Origin of the sequence: Ktedonobacter robiniae, from assembly GCF_016587375.1 — a bacterium.
GTDB lineage: Bacteria > Chloroflexota > Ktedonobacteria > Ktedonobacterales > Ktedonobacteraceae > Ktedonobacter > Ktedonobacter robiniae.
Genome location: NZ_BNJG01000002.1, coordinates 1059340 through 1076849, shown reverse-complemented (window position 1 = coordinate 1076849; position 17510 = coordinate 1059340). Strand labels below are relative to the sequence as shown.

The following is a 17510-nucleotide window of genomic DNA, read 5'->3' as shown; positions in this document are numbered from 1 at the left end:
CTACAGGTTGTAGCATGCCGGGGCATGTACATGTGTAGTATAGCATGACGTGCAGGCCCGGCGGGAGGGTAAACGCATGAAGCGTTTCTTTGGTATTGTCTTCCTTTGCCTCGTCGCTGGCCTCGTGATTGCGAACCTCATAACGAATGTCAAACCCGTTTCGGCAGCCCTCACCTCTTCCAGCGCGACATCGTACCAGAATATGGCCCGCCAGGAAGCAGCGGCCGCAGGTATCCCCCCTGACCTGTTTGTGAACCAGATTAACCAGGAATCCGGCTTTAACCCAAACGCCCGTGGAGGATCGGGCGAGATTGGTATTGCCCAGTTTATGCCTGAGACAGCCAAGGGGCTGGGGATTGACCCAGCAGACCCACGCCAGGCCCTGCATGCAGCGGCTCAACTGATGGCGAGATATTATCAGGCCAACGGGAAGGACTACGCCAAAGCCCTGGCTGGCTATAACTGCGGCGGTGGATGCTTGGCCCACGCGCTCAGTGTTGGTGGAGAGCAATGGGGATGCCAGATCCCGCAATCGACGCAACGCTACATCTGGCTCATCATGAGCAGGCGTGTATGCTAAGGAGGCTCACGGTTCCGTGGACTCGTCTCAATCATCAAAACAGTGAATAGACGGAATACAGGCGTACACTCACCTCAACAGGAAAAATACCAAAATTTAGTAAAAATGAGCGGAAATGGTATAAAAGGGTAAATTTCCCTAAAAGCGTGAGGTGGCGAGCGACCTCACGCTTTCAGCGCATGTACTCATAACGTGCGTAGCGCGCTTTCTACAGTCAGGCATCCCTCTTCTTGGTTCAAGTTTGCAACCTTATGGAGGGAAACGTTCTCTGATGAGAGTCTTTCCATTGGCTAGTCTACCGTTGCAAAAACAGGATACTATGCGATGTTCACGCACTCGAGAGCACGTCCTTCCTCAGCTGAGACGTCGAAAGGATGGCGAGCACCCCTCTGGGCTGAGAGGTGCGCAGTGCGATGGCGTAGGACCATCCGGCATAGTAAACATGTTTGCCCTCAGGCGAGCGGGGTGTGATCCCCTGCGACGGCAACAGCAGCGTCGCCTCCTGCCCGCTATACAAGCAGGAGTTGACCTCCGGAGAGGTCATGCGGTACGACTCGTACCGCCGGGTTTGCTGAGAGGTGAGGAGAAAGGCCATGCCCAGCCGAGCAATGTTGAGCGACGCCGCGTAATCCCTCGCCCCGTTCCACAGGCACTCGGCGTTCGAGCAGCAGAGCATCGGCCCCCACGCCACGGCCTTCTTCCGGTCCTCTGGTGCAGCAGAGGCGTACGTCTTGGCCGGCTCACCACAGCGAGGACAGGTGTGGGTCGTGCCACGCGCTTCCACCTGCCGCGCCCGGATGCCCAACAGGTGGCACTTGTACTTGAGGACACGCCAGAGCTCGCCTCGCACAGTGCTATTGTTGCGCCAGTTGCGGAAGCGTCCCCGCACCCCACGGCCACGCCCCTGCGTCTTGAGCGTCCTGAGGTCTTCTCCGCAGATGAGCCGGCAGTCGGAGAGCAGCGCCAGTAGGATCAACAGGTTGGAGGCCAGGTGCGCCAGTTCGCGGTTTCTCCGCTCGTAGCTCTTCCAGCACTGGCTGATGCGCGCATCGTACTCCCGGACGCGCTGCTGCCAGCCCGCAAGATGCGCGGGGAGCGGGGCTCCATGCTCCTGCTGGGCGGCCTGGGCCTCCTTGACGAGCTGCCCGTAGCGATCGCGGCAGGCCTTGAGCCGATCAATCTCCCTTCGCAAGCGCGCCTGCCTGCCATCGATGCCGCCCGTATCCAGGAACAGTGGACGGCTCACCTGCCGGTACCGCTCCTCGTCGCCCTCCTCCGGCGGTTGCAGGATCGAGACCGTGATCAGCGAGCGCACCCCCCAGTCCCAGCCCAGCACGCGCGTCTCCTGCTCGAGCGGAGAGACGTACCTGGCCGATACCTCCAGGGTGAGATCGAGCACGGCCACACGGCTGCCATCGTCGCCCCGGATCTCTCTCAAGGTCGGCGCCTGGGGGAGAGCCCCTTGCGCGAGGAGCGCGCAGACGGCAGGGGGCAGCGCGATGGCCTGGCTCCAGGCACCCCAGCTCCATTTCCCCTGGTCATCGGGGGTGCGCAGTCGCAGCGAGAGCGATGCGAGTTGTCGCTCTTGCCGGCTCTCGAGATCGCAGCCCGGGGCCAGCTCGATGCGTGCCCGATAGGTCTGACCGGCCTTCATGCCGTCGTCTCCGGCAAAGGTCAGGTGACCAACCGACAGGACGGGCACAGGTTGAAGGGCTTCATAGGTGCTAGGGAACGCTCCGGTGTGCAGGTACCAGTTGCAGGCCTGTGCCATGAGATTGGTCATGGCCACAAACGCCTCAGCATCCTCCCCGGCATCCTGCAGCTGTGCGCGCAGGGTGCTGACCTGCTCGGTGATCTGCCGGTGATCTTTTCTGGCGGGCTGCTTGCCTTGGGCGGGGATGATCAAGCCCTCGGAGAGCAGGGGCACGATCGCCTCGAAGACGCGCTTGCGGCTGGCCTGCGCGCGCAGGATGCGGCCCGCCTGCTCCATCTCGCAGCGCTCTTGCCGGCTGCCGTGACCAGAGCGGGTGAGCAGGTGGCGCTCGACCTGCTTCCAGGCAGGACCAGCCCTCTCGCCAGCAAAGGCATCGAGTTGGGGCCAGAGCGTGGTGATGATCTGGTTGATGGCGAGGCGGCTGGCATCGAGGAGCCGCAGGGCCTGAGCTTGCATGCCATCGGGCACGCGGATGGGGAACGAGAGCGTGTGCGTTTTGACCACCTGCGTCCTCCTGGCTTCCTCCTGGGTTCTGACCCCGCGAGACAATTCGCTGCCGGGCCATCGATGCGTTGACCTCGATACTTGAAGTATACGAAAAATCAACATGTGTTGCAACTGTCAGCAACCCTTGGTGTCTACTCGTCAAGCATCTCACTCTGTTTCATCCGTGTTGGTGCCCGCCAGGGCATCACGCTTCTTAGGAAGGGTGACCGTAAAGGTGGAGCCTTTCCCAACTTCACTGTCCACGGTGATGGTACCTCCATGGTGCTTGATAATCTCGGCCACAATGTAGAGCCCCATGCCCAGGCCGGGAATCGCTCGCTGCCTGGGACCAGTGACCCGATAGAACCGGTCAAAAATCTTGTCGCGCTGCTCTCGCGGGATACCCAGGCCATGATCGCGTACCCGAATGGTAGTGGTCTCAGGGGAGACGCTCAGGTCCATCTCGACCGTCTCTGCGCCGGGAGAATACTTGATGGCATTGCTGAGCAGGTTGATGAAAACCTGTCCGAGTCGGTCTTTATCCCCTTCCAGAGAGCAAAGAGTCGCGCCACGCACGACAATGGTATGAGTAGTGGAGATCTGCTGCATGGTATCTGCCACCTCCCGCAGCAAGGCGTCGAGATCCACCATCTCCAGCCGATACTCCAATCTGCCTGCCTGGATCTTGGAGACATCCAGCAATTCTTCCACCAGCCGGGTGAGTTTGTTGATCTGAGTCTCCATGCTCGAAAGTGCCGGAGTCTGGAGGCCTTGCTTGGCCAGTTGCCGGTGCAGCAAGGTGGTCTGCAGTTTCAAAGCGGTGAGGGGGTTCTTCAGTTCATGGCTGGCCATGCTGATAAAGTCATCCTTGCGTTGTTCGAGTTCCTTGCGCGCTGAGTTATCCAGCACAAAGGTGATCGCTTGGGACGAGTGATGCTCTAAGAGGACCGCGCCCACGAGCACGGGAAGGCGACTGCCATCTTTACACACATACTCTTTCTCATAGGGCGTTATCGACTGCTGGGCGTCAAGTTCCTGCCGGGCCTCTAAGCTCCGAGCCAGATAGTCTGGAGGAGTCATGTGCCACCAGTTCATGCGCCCGGCACGCAGGTCTTCTCGTGTATAGCCGGTCATGTACAGAAAGGTGTCGTTGGCATCCACAATCTGGTCGCCTTTGCCGACATAGATCCCGATAATGTTGGAGTTCATCAGGACGTTCGCTTGTTCCTGACTCTGGCGTAAAGCTTCCTCGACGCGCTTCTGGTCATCAATATCAGTGCCAGTGCCGAACCACTTGATGATCTGACCCGCTTCATCGCGGACTGGGAGCGCACGGGTTAAATACCAGCGGTACTCTCCAGTCCGTCCATCCTTAAGACGATATTCGTTCTCGTAGATTTCCCCTGTTCTGAGTAATTGGTGCCGGAGCACCAGTGTCCGCTCAATGTCCTCTGGATGCACGAACTGACGCCATATATCGTCTCCTTCGAGGGTAAGATTGGCCTGCGTTACGTCGCGATAACGCTGATTCGTGTAGTCTAGACGGCCGTCGGGCCACATGGTCCACACCAGTTGCGGCACCATTTCGGCGAGCGTGCGAAAGTTCTGCTCACTGGTTTTGAGCTGCTGCTCAGCCTGTTTCTGCTCCTCGATGTCAGTGCAGGTGCCAAACCATTTGAGGATCTGACCGGTTGCATCGCGCACCGGCAGCGCGCGGGCTAAAAACCAGCGATACTCTCCAGTTCGCCCATCTCTGAGACGCTGTTCGTTCTCAAAGAGTTCACCGGTGGTAAGGGATTGCTGCCGAAGCGCAAGCGTGTGCTCGGCATCTTCGGGATGCAGGAACTGACGCCATCCATAGTCCCGTATCTGCTCGAAATCGGTCTGCGTCAGGTCACAATAGCGCTGATTACAGTAGTCAAGACGGCCATCTGGTCGAGTGGTCCACACCAACTGCGGCACCGTTTCGGCCAGCACGCGCAAGCTTTCCCGGCTTTCTTTGAGCTGTTGCTCGATCCGTTTCTGCTCCTCGATGTCGGTGCAGGTGCCAAACCACTTGAGGATCTGGCCTGCCTCATCGCGTACCGGGAGCGCACGAGCTAAGAACCAGCGATAGACCCCCGTTTTGCCATTCTTGAGACGATATTCGCACTCGAAGGGTTCACCTGTTTCAAGCGCATGACGCCAGAGCGTCAGCATGTGCTGAGAATCGTCGGGGTGGATGGCCTGGATCCAGCCGTCCCCCTGGGATTGTTCAACGGTCATGTTGGTATAGTCACACCAGCGTTGATTACCGTATTCACTCGAGCCATCGGGGCCCAACATCCAGACGAGTTGGGGGATGGCATCGATCAGGACACGGATTTCGTCTTCGGCCTGCTTTTTGTCGTGAATGTCGGTGCAGGTGCCAACATATTTGAGGATCGTACCCTGGGCATCTGTGTAGGGCGTTGCTTGCATGAGAAACCAGCGATACTCCCCGGTTATGCCATGGCGCAGGCGCTGTTCTGCTTCATAGGGCCTGCCAGTCTGGACGGCACGCTGCCATGTCTGCAGGACGCGTTGCCGGTCCTCAGGATGGGTACACTGCATCCATCCCTCCCCCTGAGCCTCCTCGGTGCTCAGGCCGGTATAGTCGCGCCAGCGTTGATTATAAAAATCGACATACCCGTCTGGTCGCCCGGTCCAGACCAACTGGGGAATAGCATCGATCAGGTTGCGGATTTCATCTTCGACCTGTTTTTTGTCATGGATGTCGGTGCAGGTGCCAAACCACTTGATGATCTGGCCTGTTTTATCACGCATCGGCATGGCGCGGGCTAAAAACCAGTGATAGGCTCCGCTCGTGCCCTGGCGCAGGCGCTGTTCTGTCTCAAAGAGGGTGCCTGTTTTCCTGGATGTCTGCCATGCGTCCTGGATACGTTGCTGATCATCGGGATGCAGGCACTGGATCCACCCATCACCCTGTGCTTGTTCGGTGCTCAAGCCGGTATAGTCGAGCCAGCGTTGATTATAATAGTCGATATAGCCGTCCGGTCGCATGGTCCAGACCTGCTGGGGGATGGCATCGATGAGGGTATGGAGTTCCGCTTCGGCGCGCTTGCGCGCGGTGATGTCGATGCCAGCCATGACGAGATACTCGACGTGGTGATCCGCATCCCTGTGGGGGGTGATCGCGACCTCCAGGTGAAGCTCCATGCCTTCTCTGGGGTGAATGGGGGTCTCGAACCGCACCGTTTCGCCCCTGCTGGCGCGTTTGATGGCTGCGCGTAATTGCGCTTGACTGGGAGGAGAAAAGGACCACCAGGGGCCTTCAACCAGGGGTTTGCCAACCACCTCTTCGCGTCGGATCTGCGCATCGTCTAACGGAACCTTATTGAGGTCCAAGACGATCCCCTCGGGCGTCAGAAAGACGATCCCAGCATGCACGTTCTCCAGGACCTCCATGTAGAGGGACTCGCGCTGGTGAACTATCTCCTGGCGCTTAGCTGGTGTTCCCATCTCATGGAACTGCAAGGTGAGTCCCCCACTAGTCGAAGAAAGATGCACGTGCAGCCAGCGCTGGGTGACGGAAGACACATACTGCACCTCGGTCAGAGCTCGGGTCTGTTTCGTCTTCTGGATGGCCTGGTAGAGCGCCGTGCTCACCAACTGTGGCGCGCAGCGCCAGAAGCTGTTTCCAACCAGTGTCTCTGGTGTGGCGCCTAGCAAGGCCTGTGCGCTTGCATTGGCGTAGAGAATTATTGAGGCATCATCGAGCACAAACAAGGCCCCAGGAAGGGTCTCGAGAATCGTGAGGAGCGTCTCATGAGACTCTGGCGTGAGACGCGTAATGTGCCTTGTCTTTAACATAATGCGGTCAACCTCCCTTTCACGTGTCCCCATCCCTGGTGGCGAAGATGCGTACCTGCTCTCACCTCAAGAAGTCTAGTGAAATGATGTGATATATGCGAGGGAGAAGCAAGCTGTACGATTAGATATCGGTGAAATCGTTCGTCCTCTTCATAGGACTATCGGCTTATGCACATCAATGAGACGTTGAGACCTCAGGGGAACTTGTAAAAATAGACTCAACATCTCTCTGTGGGCCATACCATTTTTCCCACCGAGCGGCACGCTGACCGCCCGAAGACGTCATGTGTCGCAGCTGCACTGCCCGACAGAGAACCTTGGGAAAGGCGCCTTGTCCTCTTGCTCTGAGGTCGTTCTCGATGAATGTACCCCTCTGCACACACCATTCGCATCTGGAGCAGTTTTTCAGCTCGTCAATGGGTGAGCCGCCACTTTCCGGGACATTTATCGGTATAACACGGGAGAGGGTTATGCATCTCCCCAAAAGTAGTGTGTGCCCGCATACATATATAGGTGTAGGTTTTGTTCTTGGTGCTGCAATAAGCATCTTGTCCCGTGGGAATAGCCGCGCCTTTTGCGCTCAGGGACGCGGTCCACTCTTAAAGATAGTGTTTGTACTGAGCGCGGGGAGGAAAAGCCACATGCTTACAGAAACCGAAGTGAAACACTTGGAGGAACTCCCCGAGGAAATGATCAAGGAGATCGAAAACACCGCTACATCCGCCGAGGCCGCCGTAGTGTACGGCAAGGTCGGCCGCGCTTGCTCCAGGGCGCTGGCTCAGGAAGCGGGACGTAACGCCTTGCGTACCGCTCGTACCAGCAATACCACCAAGTTCCAGAGCGCCCGTCAGACCCGCCTTCAGGCCCGTAAAGGTGGAAATGGTTCCGCAGCGAGCCAGCCACAGCCGCAGGTGTCCCCCCTGATCTATTCGTGAACCAGATCAATCAAGAGTCAGGATTCAACTCGAACGCTCATGGAGGATCGGGCGAGATTGGCATTGCCCAGTTTATGCCTGAGACAGCCAAAGGCCTGGGAATTGATCCAGCAGACCCCCACCAGACCCTGCACGCAGCGGCCCAGTTGATGGCGAGATACTATCAAGCCAATGGAAAGGACTATGCCAAAGCCCTGGCAGGCTATAACTGCGGCGGTGAGTGTCTGTTCCATGCCCTCAAGGTTGGTGGAGAGCAATGGGGATGTCATATTCCGCAATCGACGCAACGTTACATCTGGCTCATCATGAGCAGGCGCGTGTGTTAGCTGAAGGAAAATACCAAATTTTGGTAAAACCCTGGGGTAGTTGACGCTTTTGTACATATATAGGTGAAGGTTTTGTTTGTGGTGTCACAAGAGACACCCTGGTTCGTGAGGATGCTGCACTGATCACGCTCCGAGGTGCAGCTCGTTCCCTCTCATAGTGTTATCGTGAGCGTAGGGAGGTACAAACACATGCTCTCAGAAACCGAAGTCAAGCGTCTGGAGGAACTCTCCGAGGAAATGATCAAGGCGATTGAAAACACCGGCACCTCTGCCGAGGCCGCCGTGGTGTACGGCAAGATCGGGCGCGCCTGCTCCAGGGCGCTGGCCCAGGAAGCTGCGCGCAACGCGCTTCGTACCACACGAACGCAGCATACTACGAAGTTCCAGAGCGCCCGTCAAACTCGCCTCCAGGCTCGTAAAGGTGGGAATGGTTCTTCATCGAGTCAAACACAGCCGCAACCAGCGCAAGTCTAGTAGCGCAGAGCCTAACATCATGAGAGATCACCGAGCATCCTCTCTTTAGAGGGCTCCCTTCACTAAAACATTGCATCGAACTAGAGAATGGTCGGTGATCTTCTCCCTTTTTTCTAGAACACGTTGCTGGCAGTATCACGAGGCCAAGTTCTGGGCTGTCTTTTTGCGCATCATTTCGTGAGACACTCATGAGATGACGTGAGACACCCATGGGACTTCGGTGAGAATGGAGGCGAGCTTAATGGTACATCTCCGGTACATTTTCCAACTAAACCGGTACCTTTAACATTTTTGCCTCTCCTTTTTTTGTGCTGAAAATGAGAGGGAGTTTTTCATCTATGCCACGTCTCGACTTTTTCAAACAGAAATACGATGAGAGCACTGTCCTTGAACGAGCCAAGAAGAAAGCGAAGCACGACATTGCGCTCCAGCGCGTGATCGAGATTGTGTACTTTGATCCTCAGGTCGAGGATGCTGATCTCACACAGGCGCTTTCTAACGGCTCCGGCGATGACATTAACCCAAACGATGTTAAGTTACGTTTGCGTCCCCAGGCTCAACGCTTGATTGAGCAGGAACGCTCAAGGAACACATCCAAAGCTCTTGCACCTCAGGTTACCAATACGCCAGCACCCCTGGGGCAGCAAGCAGCAGAAGATGAGACGATCACCATCAATGCCAACGTGACGGAACTTCCTGGCACCTCTATTGATAGTTTGGAGGCCGAGGCCGTACGCATTGTGCTTAAAGCCCATACAGGGGTTTCCCTCAATGCGCGGATGAAGAAGTGGATTATCTTCGTCTTCAAAACCTTTGCCCCCTTTGCCGTCCTGTGTCTGACGATTCCAGAGAGTATCTGGGTCTTTAGCCACATTTATACCAAGACCGACCAGACCCTGGAAGTTCTGACAGGCATCTTTGCTGTCCTGGTTGATTTCGGGTATCTCTATCTCACGGTCCTGCTTGAACTCAACAAAGAAGCCATCTTTAAACGACGGCGGGCAGGCCTGGAGGTCGAGGACCACGAGTTAAAAGCCGTCCGCCTTCAGGAAAAGCTCTGGTGGATGGTTGCGGTCATGGACATTAGCGCTCAGGTGGTTTTTCTCTACGGTGCCACCAAAGATTCAACGTTTTTTACGCACCAAGTGGTCTGGGCGCTGGTCGGCATTCGTATTCTCTCCTTGTTCATCACCATGTTTGTGGTGTCCTTTGCCGGGACGGAGTTGATGACGGATGTCGATACCGTCGCCAATGAGCAGGTCGAACGCGCCGCGAAACTGCAACGCGTCATGACGACGCTTGGCGAAGCGAGAGCCAAGCAGAAAGAAGCCCGCTTGAAGCTGGAACAGATGGAAGAGGATCGGAACCTTCGGCGAGAGGGAGAGCGATTCTTAACGGAATTGTATGCAGATGCACGCGAGGAAGCGAAACGCCAACGTGAAGCGGTTAGGCGTCTGCGCAACCAGGGCCTCGATGATCAGGAGAACAGCACGCTGCGTTAGCTCGATGAAGGGAGGACATGGGCATGCTCTTACGTACGCGTCACCAGATCCTCTCTGTCTTAGAATCCAGGGCGTACACGACGGGCGTACGCCAGATGAATGACGGTCCCGGTCATCGCATCCGCGTTCACTTCAAACGAGGGGCGATTGACCGGGAATTTGAATGTGTGGTCTTGGTGCGCAGTTCGCTCTGGTACGAGCACCGACTCAACCTGTATGGCATGGGGCTGATTGAAATGGTGGTATGTGCCAGACACGATAGCTGCCTCCCCATCCCTGTGTGGTCAGTGGAAGAGGGGAAAGTCTACAACCCTGGAGAGACAGCCTACCTCCTTTCAGCTCTGGAGAACAAAACATTTCGAGGATCTCGCACGGGGCACGCGCTCTTTATCGCGGCCATTCTCACACAAAAACAGGAGGCCCTCACATTGCTAGAAGACGAAAGATATATTCCACGCTCGACACGCTACCGGCTCAAGGCCAAAGTCCGGGCCTATGCGAACTTGAAGCGTGGAAAACGCCTTAGGATTGAATAGTCAAGGAGGAGAGCCATATATGGAATGGATTCTCGGGTTTCTCGCAGTGATCACCTTGTTGTATGTTCTTGCCGTGGCGAGCCTGGCATGGCGACTCACAAACCAGCCACGCCCCTATCCACTCGCGTGGAGCGAGAACTATCGGCGCTCTGTCGCGAAGATGCAGTCCTCGCTCTGGATCGTCTGGGTGATGCTTGGTGGCCATGCTATTGCCTTTTTCCTGCCCTCGATGATGGGCGGCACACCAGAATCACGCTGGAGCGCGTCAGCGTTTGCACTCTTTGACCTGCTTGGGGCAATCGTGCTCTACGGGCTCTGGCGCTGGACCAAAGCTCTTCAACATCAAGCTATGGTAGGGACACGAAAAGACCGATATCAGGAACGATACACCTCCTAACAACAAGCGCATACGTCACCAGAAGGTGATTGCCATGTTTACCATGAAAGCCTATGGTTACCCCCACAAATGCGTGTAAAGCAGATGTGGGGGTTTCTTTTTGAAGGGAACCCGTTATGCGAGACCTTGCAAAAAACGTGCTACTGCTGCTTCTGCTTGCCTGTGTCCTTTTTGTCTTCTGGGGCTATGTCCGCGCGACACCTTCAGCGCAGACGCATGCGCAATCGCCCTCAGCCACAGTAACCCAGGCAGATATACACCCAGCAGAGGAATCACGTCACCTCATACGCGTCAACCAGTGGGATGTGAGCCAGTATGCTAACCAGCAGGAATACGACGATTGGCACCTCTCGACCTGTTCCTCCGCAGCCCTGACAGTGGTCATCAACTACTACACCGGGCAGGCCTATCGCCTCACAGACATCCTGCACGCGCAACTGGCAGTCAAAGCCATCTCTGCGCAGCTGGGTCTCCTCGATGAAGATGGGATCACACGGACGGCTGCACGCTTTGGCCTGGGTACCGCTACCAGCCACGTGCGCACCCTCGATGAATTGATAGCACTGGCACAGCAAGGGGAGCCAAGTATCGTGAGCTTTCCCCCTCCTGCCTTTGATGGAGGCCATATTATCGTCCTGGCTGGGGGAGATACACAGAATGTCCGCCTCGTCGACTCCTCACGCCTCAACATCCAGATCATGGACCGAGCCACATTCCTGAAGGATTGGCGTGGATTTAGCGCCATTCTGCAAAAGAGCGCTTAGAGCATCAAAAGAAGGAGCGTTTTATGACTCTCGATATCACTGCCACAGATATGTTCTGTGGCGCGGGTGGGTCCACCACGGGAGCCGTCGCTGCTGGCGCTACTGTGAAGTTGGCAATTAATCATTGGAGCCGTGCGATTGAAACGCACAACACCAATTATCCGCAGACGCTACACGCGCTGACAGACCTGCACAAGGCCAGCCCCCGGCGGTTCCCTTCGACGACCATATTGATGGCCTCGCCCGAATGCACGTCCCATTCTCTAGCGAAGGGGCGCAAGCGCAAAAAACAGCAGGATGCGCTCCCAGGAATGAACGAGCCGGATCTAGAATCCGAGGCCGAGGAGCGCTCCCGCTGCACGATGTGGACGCCCCTCGATTGGGCAGAGTATCACGACTACCAGGCTATCATCCTGGAGAATGTCGTTGATGCGCATCTCTGGCGACCATTCCAGTCCTGGCTACACGCGTGGCGAAGCCTGGATTATGAATACCAGCTGGTGTATCTCAATTCGATGCATGCTCACCCGACGCCTCAAAGCCGCGACCGGATGTACTTCGTGGCCTGGAAGCGCGGGAACCGCAAGCCAGACCTCAAGGTCACGCCAGCGGCCTATTGTAGGCCATGTGGCACAGATATCGATGCGATCCAGTCCTGGAAGAACCCGGGCAAGCGCTATGGCAAGTACAAACAGCAATACGTCTACCGCTGCCCACGGTGCGCTCGTGAAGTCGTTCCGTACTATTATGCCGCGGCGAACGCCATTGAATGGTCGCTGCCAGCACCCCGGATTGGTGACCGGTTAAAGCCCTTGCGTGAGAAGACCCTACAGCGGATCGCCTATGGCCTGGAGAAGTTTGCGGGGAACCCTTTTAGCATTCCGATGACCAGGGTACAGGACTGGCTCCGAGATATGACCCGGGAGCCATTCCCAACCCAAACAGCGACGGAAACGCAGGGATTGGTAACGCCGCCATTCCTGCTCAACCTTAATCACCCAGAGGTACGCCCGGTCGCGATTGCTGATCAGCCATTCCCCACACAGACAGCGTACGACTCGAGCGGGCTTACTGTTCCACCTTTCATCCTTGATCACCTGGGTGAATATCGACCTCGCGAGATGACACGCCCCTTCTCAACCATTTGCGCGGCCGGGAACCATCAAAGCCTTATTGTTCCGCCTGCCAGGAGTTGGCTGATGACCTACTACAACAATGGGCAGTTAGTTCCTCTACAGGAAGCTGCACCAACGGTGACAACCCTTGCGCGCCATGCCCTAGTGACGAGTCACAGTTCAGCAGAGAAAATAGCGGTTGAAGATTGCGGATTTCGCATGCTCGCTCCTCAAGAGATCCAGGCCGCAATGGCGTTCCCGAAAGGATATATTCTGACGGGTACTCGTCGAGAGCAGGTCAAAATGTTGGGGAATGCTGTCACCCCTCCGATCATGAAGCTCCTCATGGAGCGGGTTATTACATCTCTTGAATAGAGCTAAAAAGGGGTATAACCAGCCCTTATAGCACCTGTTATAGGGCTGGCTTGAGCCTGCAAATGCTGTACAATTCATGTGACGGTAAGCAAAATAGATTCGAGGGAGGAAACAATATGGTACGGGGCTTGCCCCCGCTTTCACAACGAAGACAACTACTTCAAACCGAGTATAGTTGGTTGTATAGTTCACTCATGCATATACTGTTTGATGCTGATCCAATAGGATTGAGCTTTGGATTAACCTTTGATGAAAATCCAGATGAGTATGAAAGTGAGCTGACAACCATTTTGCCTCGATTGCAAGAAGCTCAATCTTCAACAGACGTTCGTCGGATTGTTTACGAAGAATTTGATCACTGGTTTGGTGATGCATTAACGAGTCGTTGTCAGCGTCTCCCACAAAGAATGCAAGCGTGTTTTGATGCCCTTGCTGAGACCATATGGAAGGAATGGCAACGTTGGTTAGAGGAAAAGCAATCTCAAACATGAGCAGCATAACGATACATTCATAATGTCACTTTAAAACCTTTTTTATCAGCCCTCATAGCACCTGCTATGGGGGCTTTTCTTTTGAGGTAAAGCTATGAACTTCCCTGATCTCCACCAGGCAACACGGGTTGTGGTCTCCGTGAGCGGTGGGAAGGACAGCATCGCCATGTTGCTTGAGGTGCTAGAAACCGTTCCTCATGAACTGGTGATAGCCCACCATCAAATTGTCCTGGAGGACTGGCCTGGAACGGTGGAGTATTGTGAAACGATTTGCCGACGGTTAAACGTCCCGCTTTACTGCACGCAAGCGAGCTACAGCGGCTATGAATGCCTGGAGTGTCACCATCGCTACCTTGTCTCGTGTGCCACGCTTTCTATCCCCTACTGTCGGGCCTGTGGCTCGCGTCACGCGAAGTACCTGCGCCAGGTGGAAAGCGTGCTTGACCTGGTGGAGTGGCGGCAAGCATGGCCCTCTCTTTCGGTTCGCTTCTGTACATCCTACTTTAAGCGCGATAACTTCAACTCCTGGGCCAGAGCCAATGCGAAACTTCTGGGTGATCATCCCATGATCTGTCTGGGTGAGCGAGCCTTAGAGTCTCGTGGACGTGCAACGTTACCTGTCTGGCGTGAACGTTCTGGCCTCAAGCAAGGATGGATGCACGAATGGCGGCCCGTGCTTTCCTGGCGACGGATCGAGGTCTTTCAGAAGATGCGAGCCTACCAGATCGAACCGCACTATTGCTATGCGCTCCAGGGCATGACCCAGCAGGACATGTATGAAACAGACGTGGAGGGCGGCCCCCGGATGTCGTGTGTGATGTGCTTTCTCAAGAGTCCTGAGCAGCTGCGCACTGGCTACTACACCCAGGAGGGCCGGGCAGTGATGGAACGAGCGTTAGCCATTGAAGCGAAGACAGGACACACGATCCAGCATGGACTCGCCCTTGCTGAGATGTTGGCGTAAAGATATATCCAGCCCTTATAGATGGTGCTATAAGGGCTTTGGAGGCAAGATCAATCTACAGCAGCGCTCAGAAAGTTTGAGGTCTGCAAAGAGATGAATTGTCCCTCTTCTACCCCTAAAAGCACTACTCGCTTCTGCTATCATAAGAGCATGTCTTGAGATGAGAAAATTGTAAATTTCACTGGAGCATATGGAAGATGAGATGCTTGCGAGTGCTGTGAGCAGAAGAAATATATTACTTTGTTGCATACTGCATATTTTGCTTACACAAATCTCTCCCATGAAATCCAGCTTAAGGCACCCTCTAAGAGAAACAGAGAAAAAGGAGCAGAAATGGATACATGGCCTTTTTTAGAAGATGCGAGTGAAGAGCCGAAAATGGGTTCACTCTTCGAGAATCCTTTCCATATCGAAGATATTATGGTCTTTGATGACTCCACCTTACACCGCTTGCTGGCAAGTAGAGGAACGGAACTAGAAGTGACGCGCCTTGCTCAAAGTCTCCACGGCGTATCAGATGTCATAATCAAGCGTATCGAATACTCTCTTCCAACTGAGCAACAAGCCTACTTTCGAACAATATTGCTCCTCCCGATATCAGACGATCAGATCCGTCAAGCCCGTGAATATGTGCTCAATGTGCTCTTCTGGGATTTGACCTACTGGAAAACCCCTCAATGGTACCACGAGTTAACAGAAGGTGAGTTATTGCATCCAAGCATCTTCGAGCAGTTGGAGCCTGATATACATCATCACATCGTCCTTGATGCTGCAGCAGGGAGTGGGCGTGCTACCTTTGAGTGTTTACGCCATGGAGCAAGGCTGGTCTACGCGGTAGATCCTGCTCCAGAGTTATTGCGTATTCTGGAACACAGGCTGTTCGACGAAGGAGAATCTGAGCGTGTGATCTTACGTCAGGGGAGTTTTGATCACTTGCCGCTGGAAAATGATAGCGTCGATCTGGCCCTATCTTGCTCAGCGTTCCAGCCAAAGGAAGCCCAGGGAGGCGAGTCTGGATTGGCCGAATTGTGGCGTGTGACGAAAGCGGGTGGCAAAATTGTGATGATTTGGCCACTACCACAGGATTATCATTGGTTTGCCAGTCATGGCTTTCAGTACCAATCATTCCCCCCACTTCAAGAGCCAATGGTACGTTTCCGATCCAGGGAAAGCGCATTGCGTTGTGTAAAACGCTTCTATGCTAAGCGCCCTGAGAGTCTGCGCTATCTTCTAGAACACGAGCAACCAGAAATCCCTTACTCCATATTAGGCTTCAAACAGCTGAGCGACTATTGCTGGCTTGTCGTAGAGAAGGGAGGGAGTCTTTAACCATCACGCTTTGTCTGCAATCACGAGTAGCCGCGTGATTGGTTACTCTCGTTTCGATCCACACCCCACTACAAGTCGCTACCACCCTTACAACTCAAAATGATGTTTGTCTAGATTTCAAGCTCTTATAGCTGGTGTTATAAGAGCTTTTCTTATGGAGGCTGATATGGAGAAAGAAATAATCCAGTTAGAATAGCAGTCATTGTGTGCTCTGGTTGCATGGATAGTCGATGGTATAGGTTTTCTCCCCTTTAGTGAAGAGTCAAAACCTGCTGTTGATGCACCGCTTCGTACTCGACCAGATCAGGACCAGCATATTGAAATTGTTAACAAGCGACACTGTTGGGGCGCGGTCTAGTAACACGCGCTCCTCCGGTTTCGATTTGGCGTTATTCCCTGCTCTTTAAGCGAATAGTTCAGAAGGAGAAACACCTATGTCGCGTGCTTTGATACCTGTAGCACCTGTTTCCTCTAGCACCTCAGAGAAAACCCGACGTGGTCGCAAGAAGAAAGAGAGCGCTACTGATGTTACGCCCCAACAACCACCCTTCGATATTGGCCAGGAGCGTGCGCTTACCATTGAGCAGACAGCGCAATATCTGGGCGTTGGGCGTCCTAAAGTCTATGACTACCTCCGAGACGGCCTTCCCTCGGTCAAACTGAGTGATGGCGTGCGTCGCGTCATGCTCTCTTCACTCATTGCCTGGCTCAAAGAGCTAGAGACGCGCGGTGTTGTGTAGGCCCTTCCCCTCTGTAAAGGCGAGACGAGACGAGGTATGCCTCATCTGGTCTCGCCTGTTTCTTTATAAGTTTTGTGGTCTCAGACCAGAAAGGAACCTCTCTATGTCTAAAAGTCTGGATTCTATTGTTGTCACTCTGGGTACTGGTGTCGCCGATGAACGCGCCAAAGGACCTGTACAAAGCTATCAGGACTTGCAAGAGCGTGTGCAGTTACGAGCGAGCTTGTACGAGGGGTTGCAATACATGGAGAGTGAGTTGCAAAGACTTCAGCGAATCGTTCGGTCTCTGCCAGCTCTCCCGCCAGAGCGAGAAGTCCTCTGGGCAAATGCGGTGCTTGCCCTGCCGAACCTGGCCTTCCTGGAGATTGATACCACGGGTCTCTCCGAAGACGCCGAGATCGTACGCGTGACGCTTCTAGATCGCACGGGCACCCTCATTGAGGACATCCTGATCAAACCCAAGCATCCTCTCACGCCACATCTTAGCGAGATCAACGGGTTGCGCAATGAGGATCTGGAGCACGCCCCCTCGATTCACGAGGCCTGGCCACGGATCGAGCAGTATCTTCAGGGTCGCTATATCGTGAGCTTCGCGCAGGATTTTGACCGGGAGAAGCTCAACGAGACAGCCCTCCGTGAGCAGCTCCCTCGCATGAATTTTATTGGTGAGGATCTCCGCCCGCACCTGGGGCATTTTCTGAATGATAACTACATCAAGCTGGCAGATGCCTGCACACATATCGGACATCCACTTCCTGAACGCCCTTATCAGACAGGGATTGACCGAGCCAAGGGACAGCTACACACCCTGCAAGCCATGGCGAATGCGGTCACCTCGTGCAGCACGGTGACGCAAGCACTTGGCTCGGAAAATAGCGAGGATCACCCTTTCGAGACTGGCGACCATCCTTTTTAAAAGCAACATGAATG

General features: G+C 54.9%; 17 protein-coding genes. 15 read left to right on the top strand and 2 right to left on the bottom strand.

The genetic code is table 11. The features are described 5' to 3' along the window. Nucleotides 1-76: 76 nt before the first annotated feature. Entirely contained in the window at nucleotides 77-580 is a 504-nt protein-coding gene (locus JMJ04_RS25240) for a lytic transglycosylase domain-containing protein (protein ID WP_201373186.1), read from the top strand. Nucleotides 581-908: 328 nt separating this feature from the next. Here the strand turns inward: JMJ04_RS25240 and JMJ04_RS46865 are convergent, their stop codons facing one another. Beyond that, entirely contained in the window at nucleotides 909-1364 is a 456-nt protein-coding gene (locus JMJ04_RS46865) for a hypothetical protein (RefSeq protein WP_236038603.1), read from the bottom strand. 207 nt (nucleotides 1365-1571) lie between these two features. Between JMJ04_RS46865 and JMJ04_RS46860 the strand changes: the two genes are divergently transcribed. Next, nucleotides 1572-2870, top strand: a complete 1299-nt coding sequence (locus tag JMJ04_RS46860; protein ID WP_236038661.1) for a hypothetical protein — start codon at nucleotides 1572-1574, stop codon at nucleotides 2868-2870. A gap of 78 nt (nucleotides 2871-2948) precedes the next feature. Here JMJ04_RS46860 and JMJ04_RS25230 read toward each other — a convergent pair whose 3' ends face one another. Then, nucleotides 2949-6632 carry a PAS domain S-box protein gene (locus tag JMJ04_RS25230; RefSeq protein WP_201373184.1) on the bottom strand — a complete coding sequence of 1228 codons (3684 nt, stop codon included), beginning with the start codon at nucleotides 6630-6632 and terminating at the stop codon, nucleotides 2949-2951. Between the two features lie 641 nt (nucleotides 6633-7273). Between JMJ04_RS25230 and JMJ04_RS25225 the strand changes: the two genes are divergently transcribed. The 13 genes from JMJ04_RS25225 to JMJ04_RS25165 all read left to right on the top strand — a co-directional run bounded on the left by JMJ04_RS25225 (nucleotide 7274) and on the right by JMJ04_RS25165 (nucleotide 17496). Further along, nucleotides 7274-7567, top strand: a complete 294-nt coding sequence (locus JMJ04_RS25225; RefSeq protein ID WP_201373183.1) for a hypothetical protein — start codon at nucleotides 7274-7276, stop codon at nucleotides 7565-7567. Then, nucleotides 7564-7893, top strand: coding sequence for a lytic transglycosylase domain-containing protein (locus JMJ04_RS25220; protein ID WP_201373182.1), 330 nt, complete (start codon nucleotides 7564-7566; stop codon nucleotides 7891-7893). The genes JMJ04_RS25225 and JMJ04_RS25220 overlap by 4 nt, the downstream gene beginning before the upstream one ends. Nucleotides 7894-8082: 189 nt before the next feature. After that, nucleotides 8083-8367 carry a hypothetical protein gene (locus JMJ04_RS25215; RefSeq protein WP_201373181.1) on the top strand — a complete coding sequence of 95 codons (285 nt, stop codon included), beginning with the start codon at nucleotides 8083-8085 and terminating at the stop codon, nucleotides 8365-8367. 338 nt (nucleotides 8368-8705) lie between these two features. Continuing rightward, nucleotides 8706-9869: a hypothetical protein gene (locus JMJ04_RS25210; RefSeq protein WP_201373180.1), complete on the top strand. Its 1164-nt coding sequence runs from the start codon at nucleotides 8706-8708 to the stop codon at nucleotides 9867-9869. Nucleotides 9870-9892: 23 nt separating this feature from the next. Beyond that, nucleotides 9893-10405, top strand: a complete 513-nt coding sequence (locus JMJ04_RS25205; RefSeq protein WP_201373179.1) for a hypothetical protein — start codon at nucleotides 9893-9895, stop codon at nucleotides 10403-10405. A 19-nt stretch (nucleotides 10406-10424) separates the two neighbouring features. After that, nucleotides 10425-10802 carry a hypothetical protein gene (locus JMJ04_RS25200; RefSeq protein ID WP_201373178.1) on the top strand — a complete coding sequence of 126 codons (378 nt, stop codon included), beginning with the start codon at nucleotides 10425-10427 and terminating at the stop codon, nucleotides 10800-10802. Between the two features lie 116 nt (nucleotides 10803-10918). Then, a complete protein-coding gene (locus tag JMJ04_RS25195; RefSeq protein WP_201373177.1) occupies nucleotides 10919-11566 on the top strand; it encodes a C39 family peptidase in 648 nt (215 codons plus the stop codon). A 23-nt stretch (nucleotides 11567-11589) separates the two neighbouring features. Then, on the top strand, nucleotides 11590-13056 hold the full coding sequence (locus JMJ04_RS25190; RefSeq protein ID WP_201373176.1) for a DNA cytosine methyltransferase: 1467 nt from the start codon (nucleotides 11590-11592) through the stop codon (nucleotides 13054-13056). Between the two features lie 116 nt (nucleotides 13057-13172). Beyond that, a complete protein-coding gene (locus JMJ04_RS25185; RefSeq protein WP_201373175.1) occupies nucleotides 13173-13547 on the top strand; it encodes a hypothetical protein in 375 nt (124 codons plus the stop codon). Nucleotides 13548-13641: 94 nt separating this feature from the next. Then, entirely contained in the window at nucleotides 13642-14511 is an 870-nt protein-coding gene (locus JMJ04_RS25180; RefSeq protein WP_201373174.1) for a phosphoadenosine phosphosulfate reductase domain-containing protein, read from the top strand. 333 nt (nucleotides 14512-14844) lie between these two features. Then, the gene (locus JMJ04_RS25175) at nucleotides 14845-15840 is read left to right on the top strand and encodes a class I SAM-dependent methyltransferase (protein ID WP_201373173.1); all 996 of its coding nucleotides are present in this window, start codon (nucleotides 14845-14847) and stop codon (nucleotides 15838-15840) included. Nucleotides 15841-16274: 434 nt separating this feature from the next. Then, nucleotides 16275-16580, top strand: coding sequence for a helix-turn-helix domain-containing protein (locus tag JMJ04_RS25170; protein WP_201373172.1), 306 nt, complete (start codon nucleotides 16275-16277; stop codon nucleotides 16578-16580). 103 nt (nucleotides 16581-16683) lie between these two features. Then, the gene (locus tag JMJ04_RS25165; protein WP_201373171.1) at nucleotides 16684-17496 is read left to right on the top strand and encodes a 3'-5' exonuclease; all 813 of its coding nucleotides are present in this window, start codon (nucleotides 16684-16686) and stop codon (nucleotides 17494-17496) included. The last annotated feature ends 14 nt before the right edge of the window (nucleotides 17497-17510 follow it).

What these genes read in the sequence shown, in the direction of transcription:
- JMJ04_RS25240 (WP_201373186.1), top strand. Translation starts at nt 77, where the DNA reads ATGAAGCGTTTCTTTGGTATTGTCTTCCTTTGCCTCGTCGCTGGCCTC.
- JMJ04_RS25230 (WP_201373184.1), bottom strand. Translation starts at nt 6,632, where the DNA reads ATGTTAAAGACAAGGCACATTACGCGTCTCACGCCAGAGTCTCATGAG.
- JMJ04_RS25225 (WP_201373183.1), top strand. Translation starts at nt 7,274, where the DNA reads ATGCTTACAGAAACCGAAGTGAAACACTTGGAGGAACTCCCCGAGGAA.
- JMJ04_RS25215 (WP_201373181.1), top strand. Translation starts at nt 8,083, where the DNA reads ATGCTCTCAGAAACCGAAGTCAAGCGTCTGGAGGAACTCTCCGAGGAA.
- JMJ04_RS25210 (WP_201373180.1), top strand. Translation starts at nt 8,706, where the DNA reads ATGCCACGTCTCGACTTTTTCAAACAGAAATACGATGAGAGCACTGTC.
- JMJ04_RS25205 (WP_201373179.1), top strand. Translation starts at nt 9,893, where the DNA reads ATGCTCTTACGTACGCGTCACCAGATCCTCTCTGTCTTAGAATCCAGG.
- JMJ04_RS25200 (WP_201373178.1), top strand. Translation starts at nt 10,425, where the DNA reads ATGGAATGGATTCTCGGGTTTCTCGCAGTGATCACCTTGTTGTATGTT.
- JMJ04_RS25195 (WP_201373177.1), top strand. Translation starts at nt 10,919, where the DNA reads ATGCGAGACCTTGCAAAAAACGTGCTACTGCTGCTTCTGCTTGCCTGT.
- JMJ04_RS25190 (WP_201373176.1), top strand. Translation starts at nt 11,590, where the DNA reads ATGACTCTCGATATCACTGCCACAGATATGTTCTGTGGCGCGGGTGGG.
- JMJ04_RS25185 (WP_201373175.1), top strand. Translation starts at nt 13,173, where the DNA reads ATGGTACGGGGCTTGCCCCCGCTTTCACAACGAAGACAACTACTTCAA.
- JMJ04_RS25180 (WP_201373174.1), top strand. Translation starts at nt 13,642, where the DNA reads ATGAACTTCCCTGATCTCCACCAGGCAACACGGGTTGTGGTCTCCGTG.
- JMJ04_RS25175 (WP_201373173.1), top strand. Translation starts at nt 14,845, where the DNA reads ATGGATACATGGCCTTTTTTAGAAGATGCGAGTGAAGAGCCGAAAATG.
- JMJ04_RS25170 (WP_201373172.1), top strand. Translation starts at nt 16,275, where the DNA reads ATGTCGCGTGCTTTGATACCTGTAGCACCTGTTTCCTCTAGCACCTCA.
- JMJ04_RS25165 (WP_201373171.1), top strand. Translation starts at nt 16,684, where the DNA reads ATGTCTAAAAGTCTGGATTCTATTGTTGTCACTCTGGGTACTGGTGTC.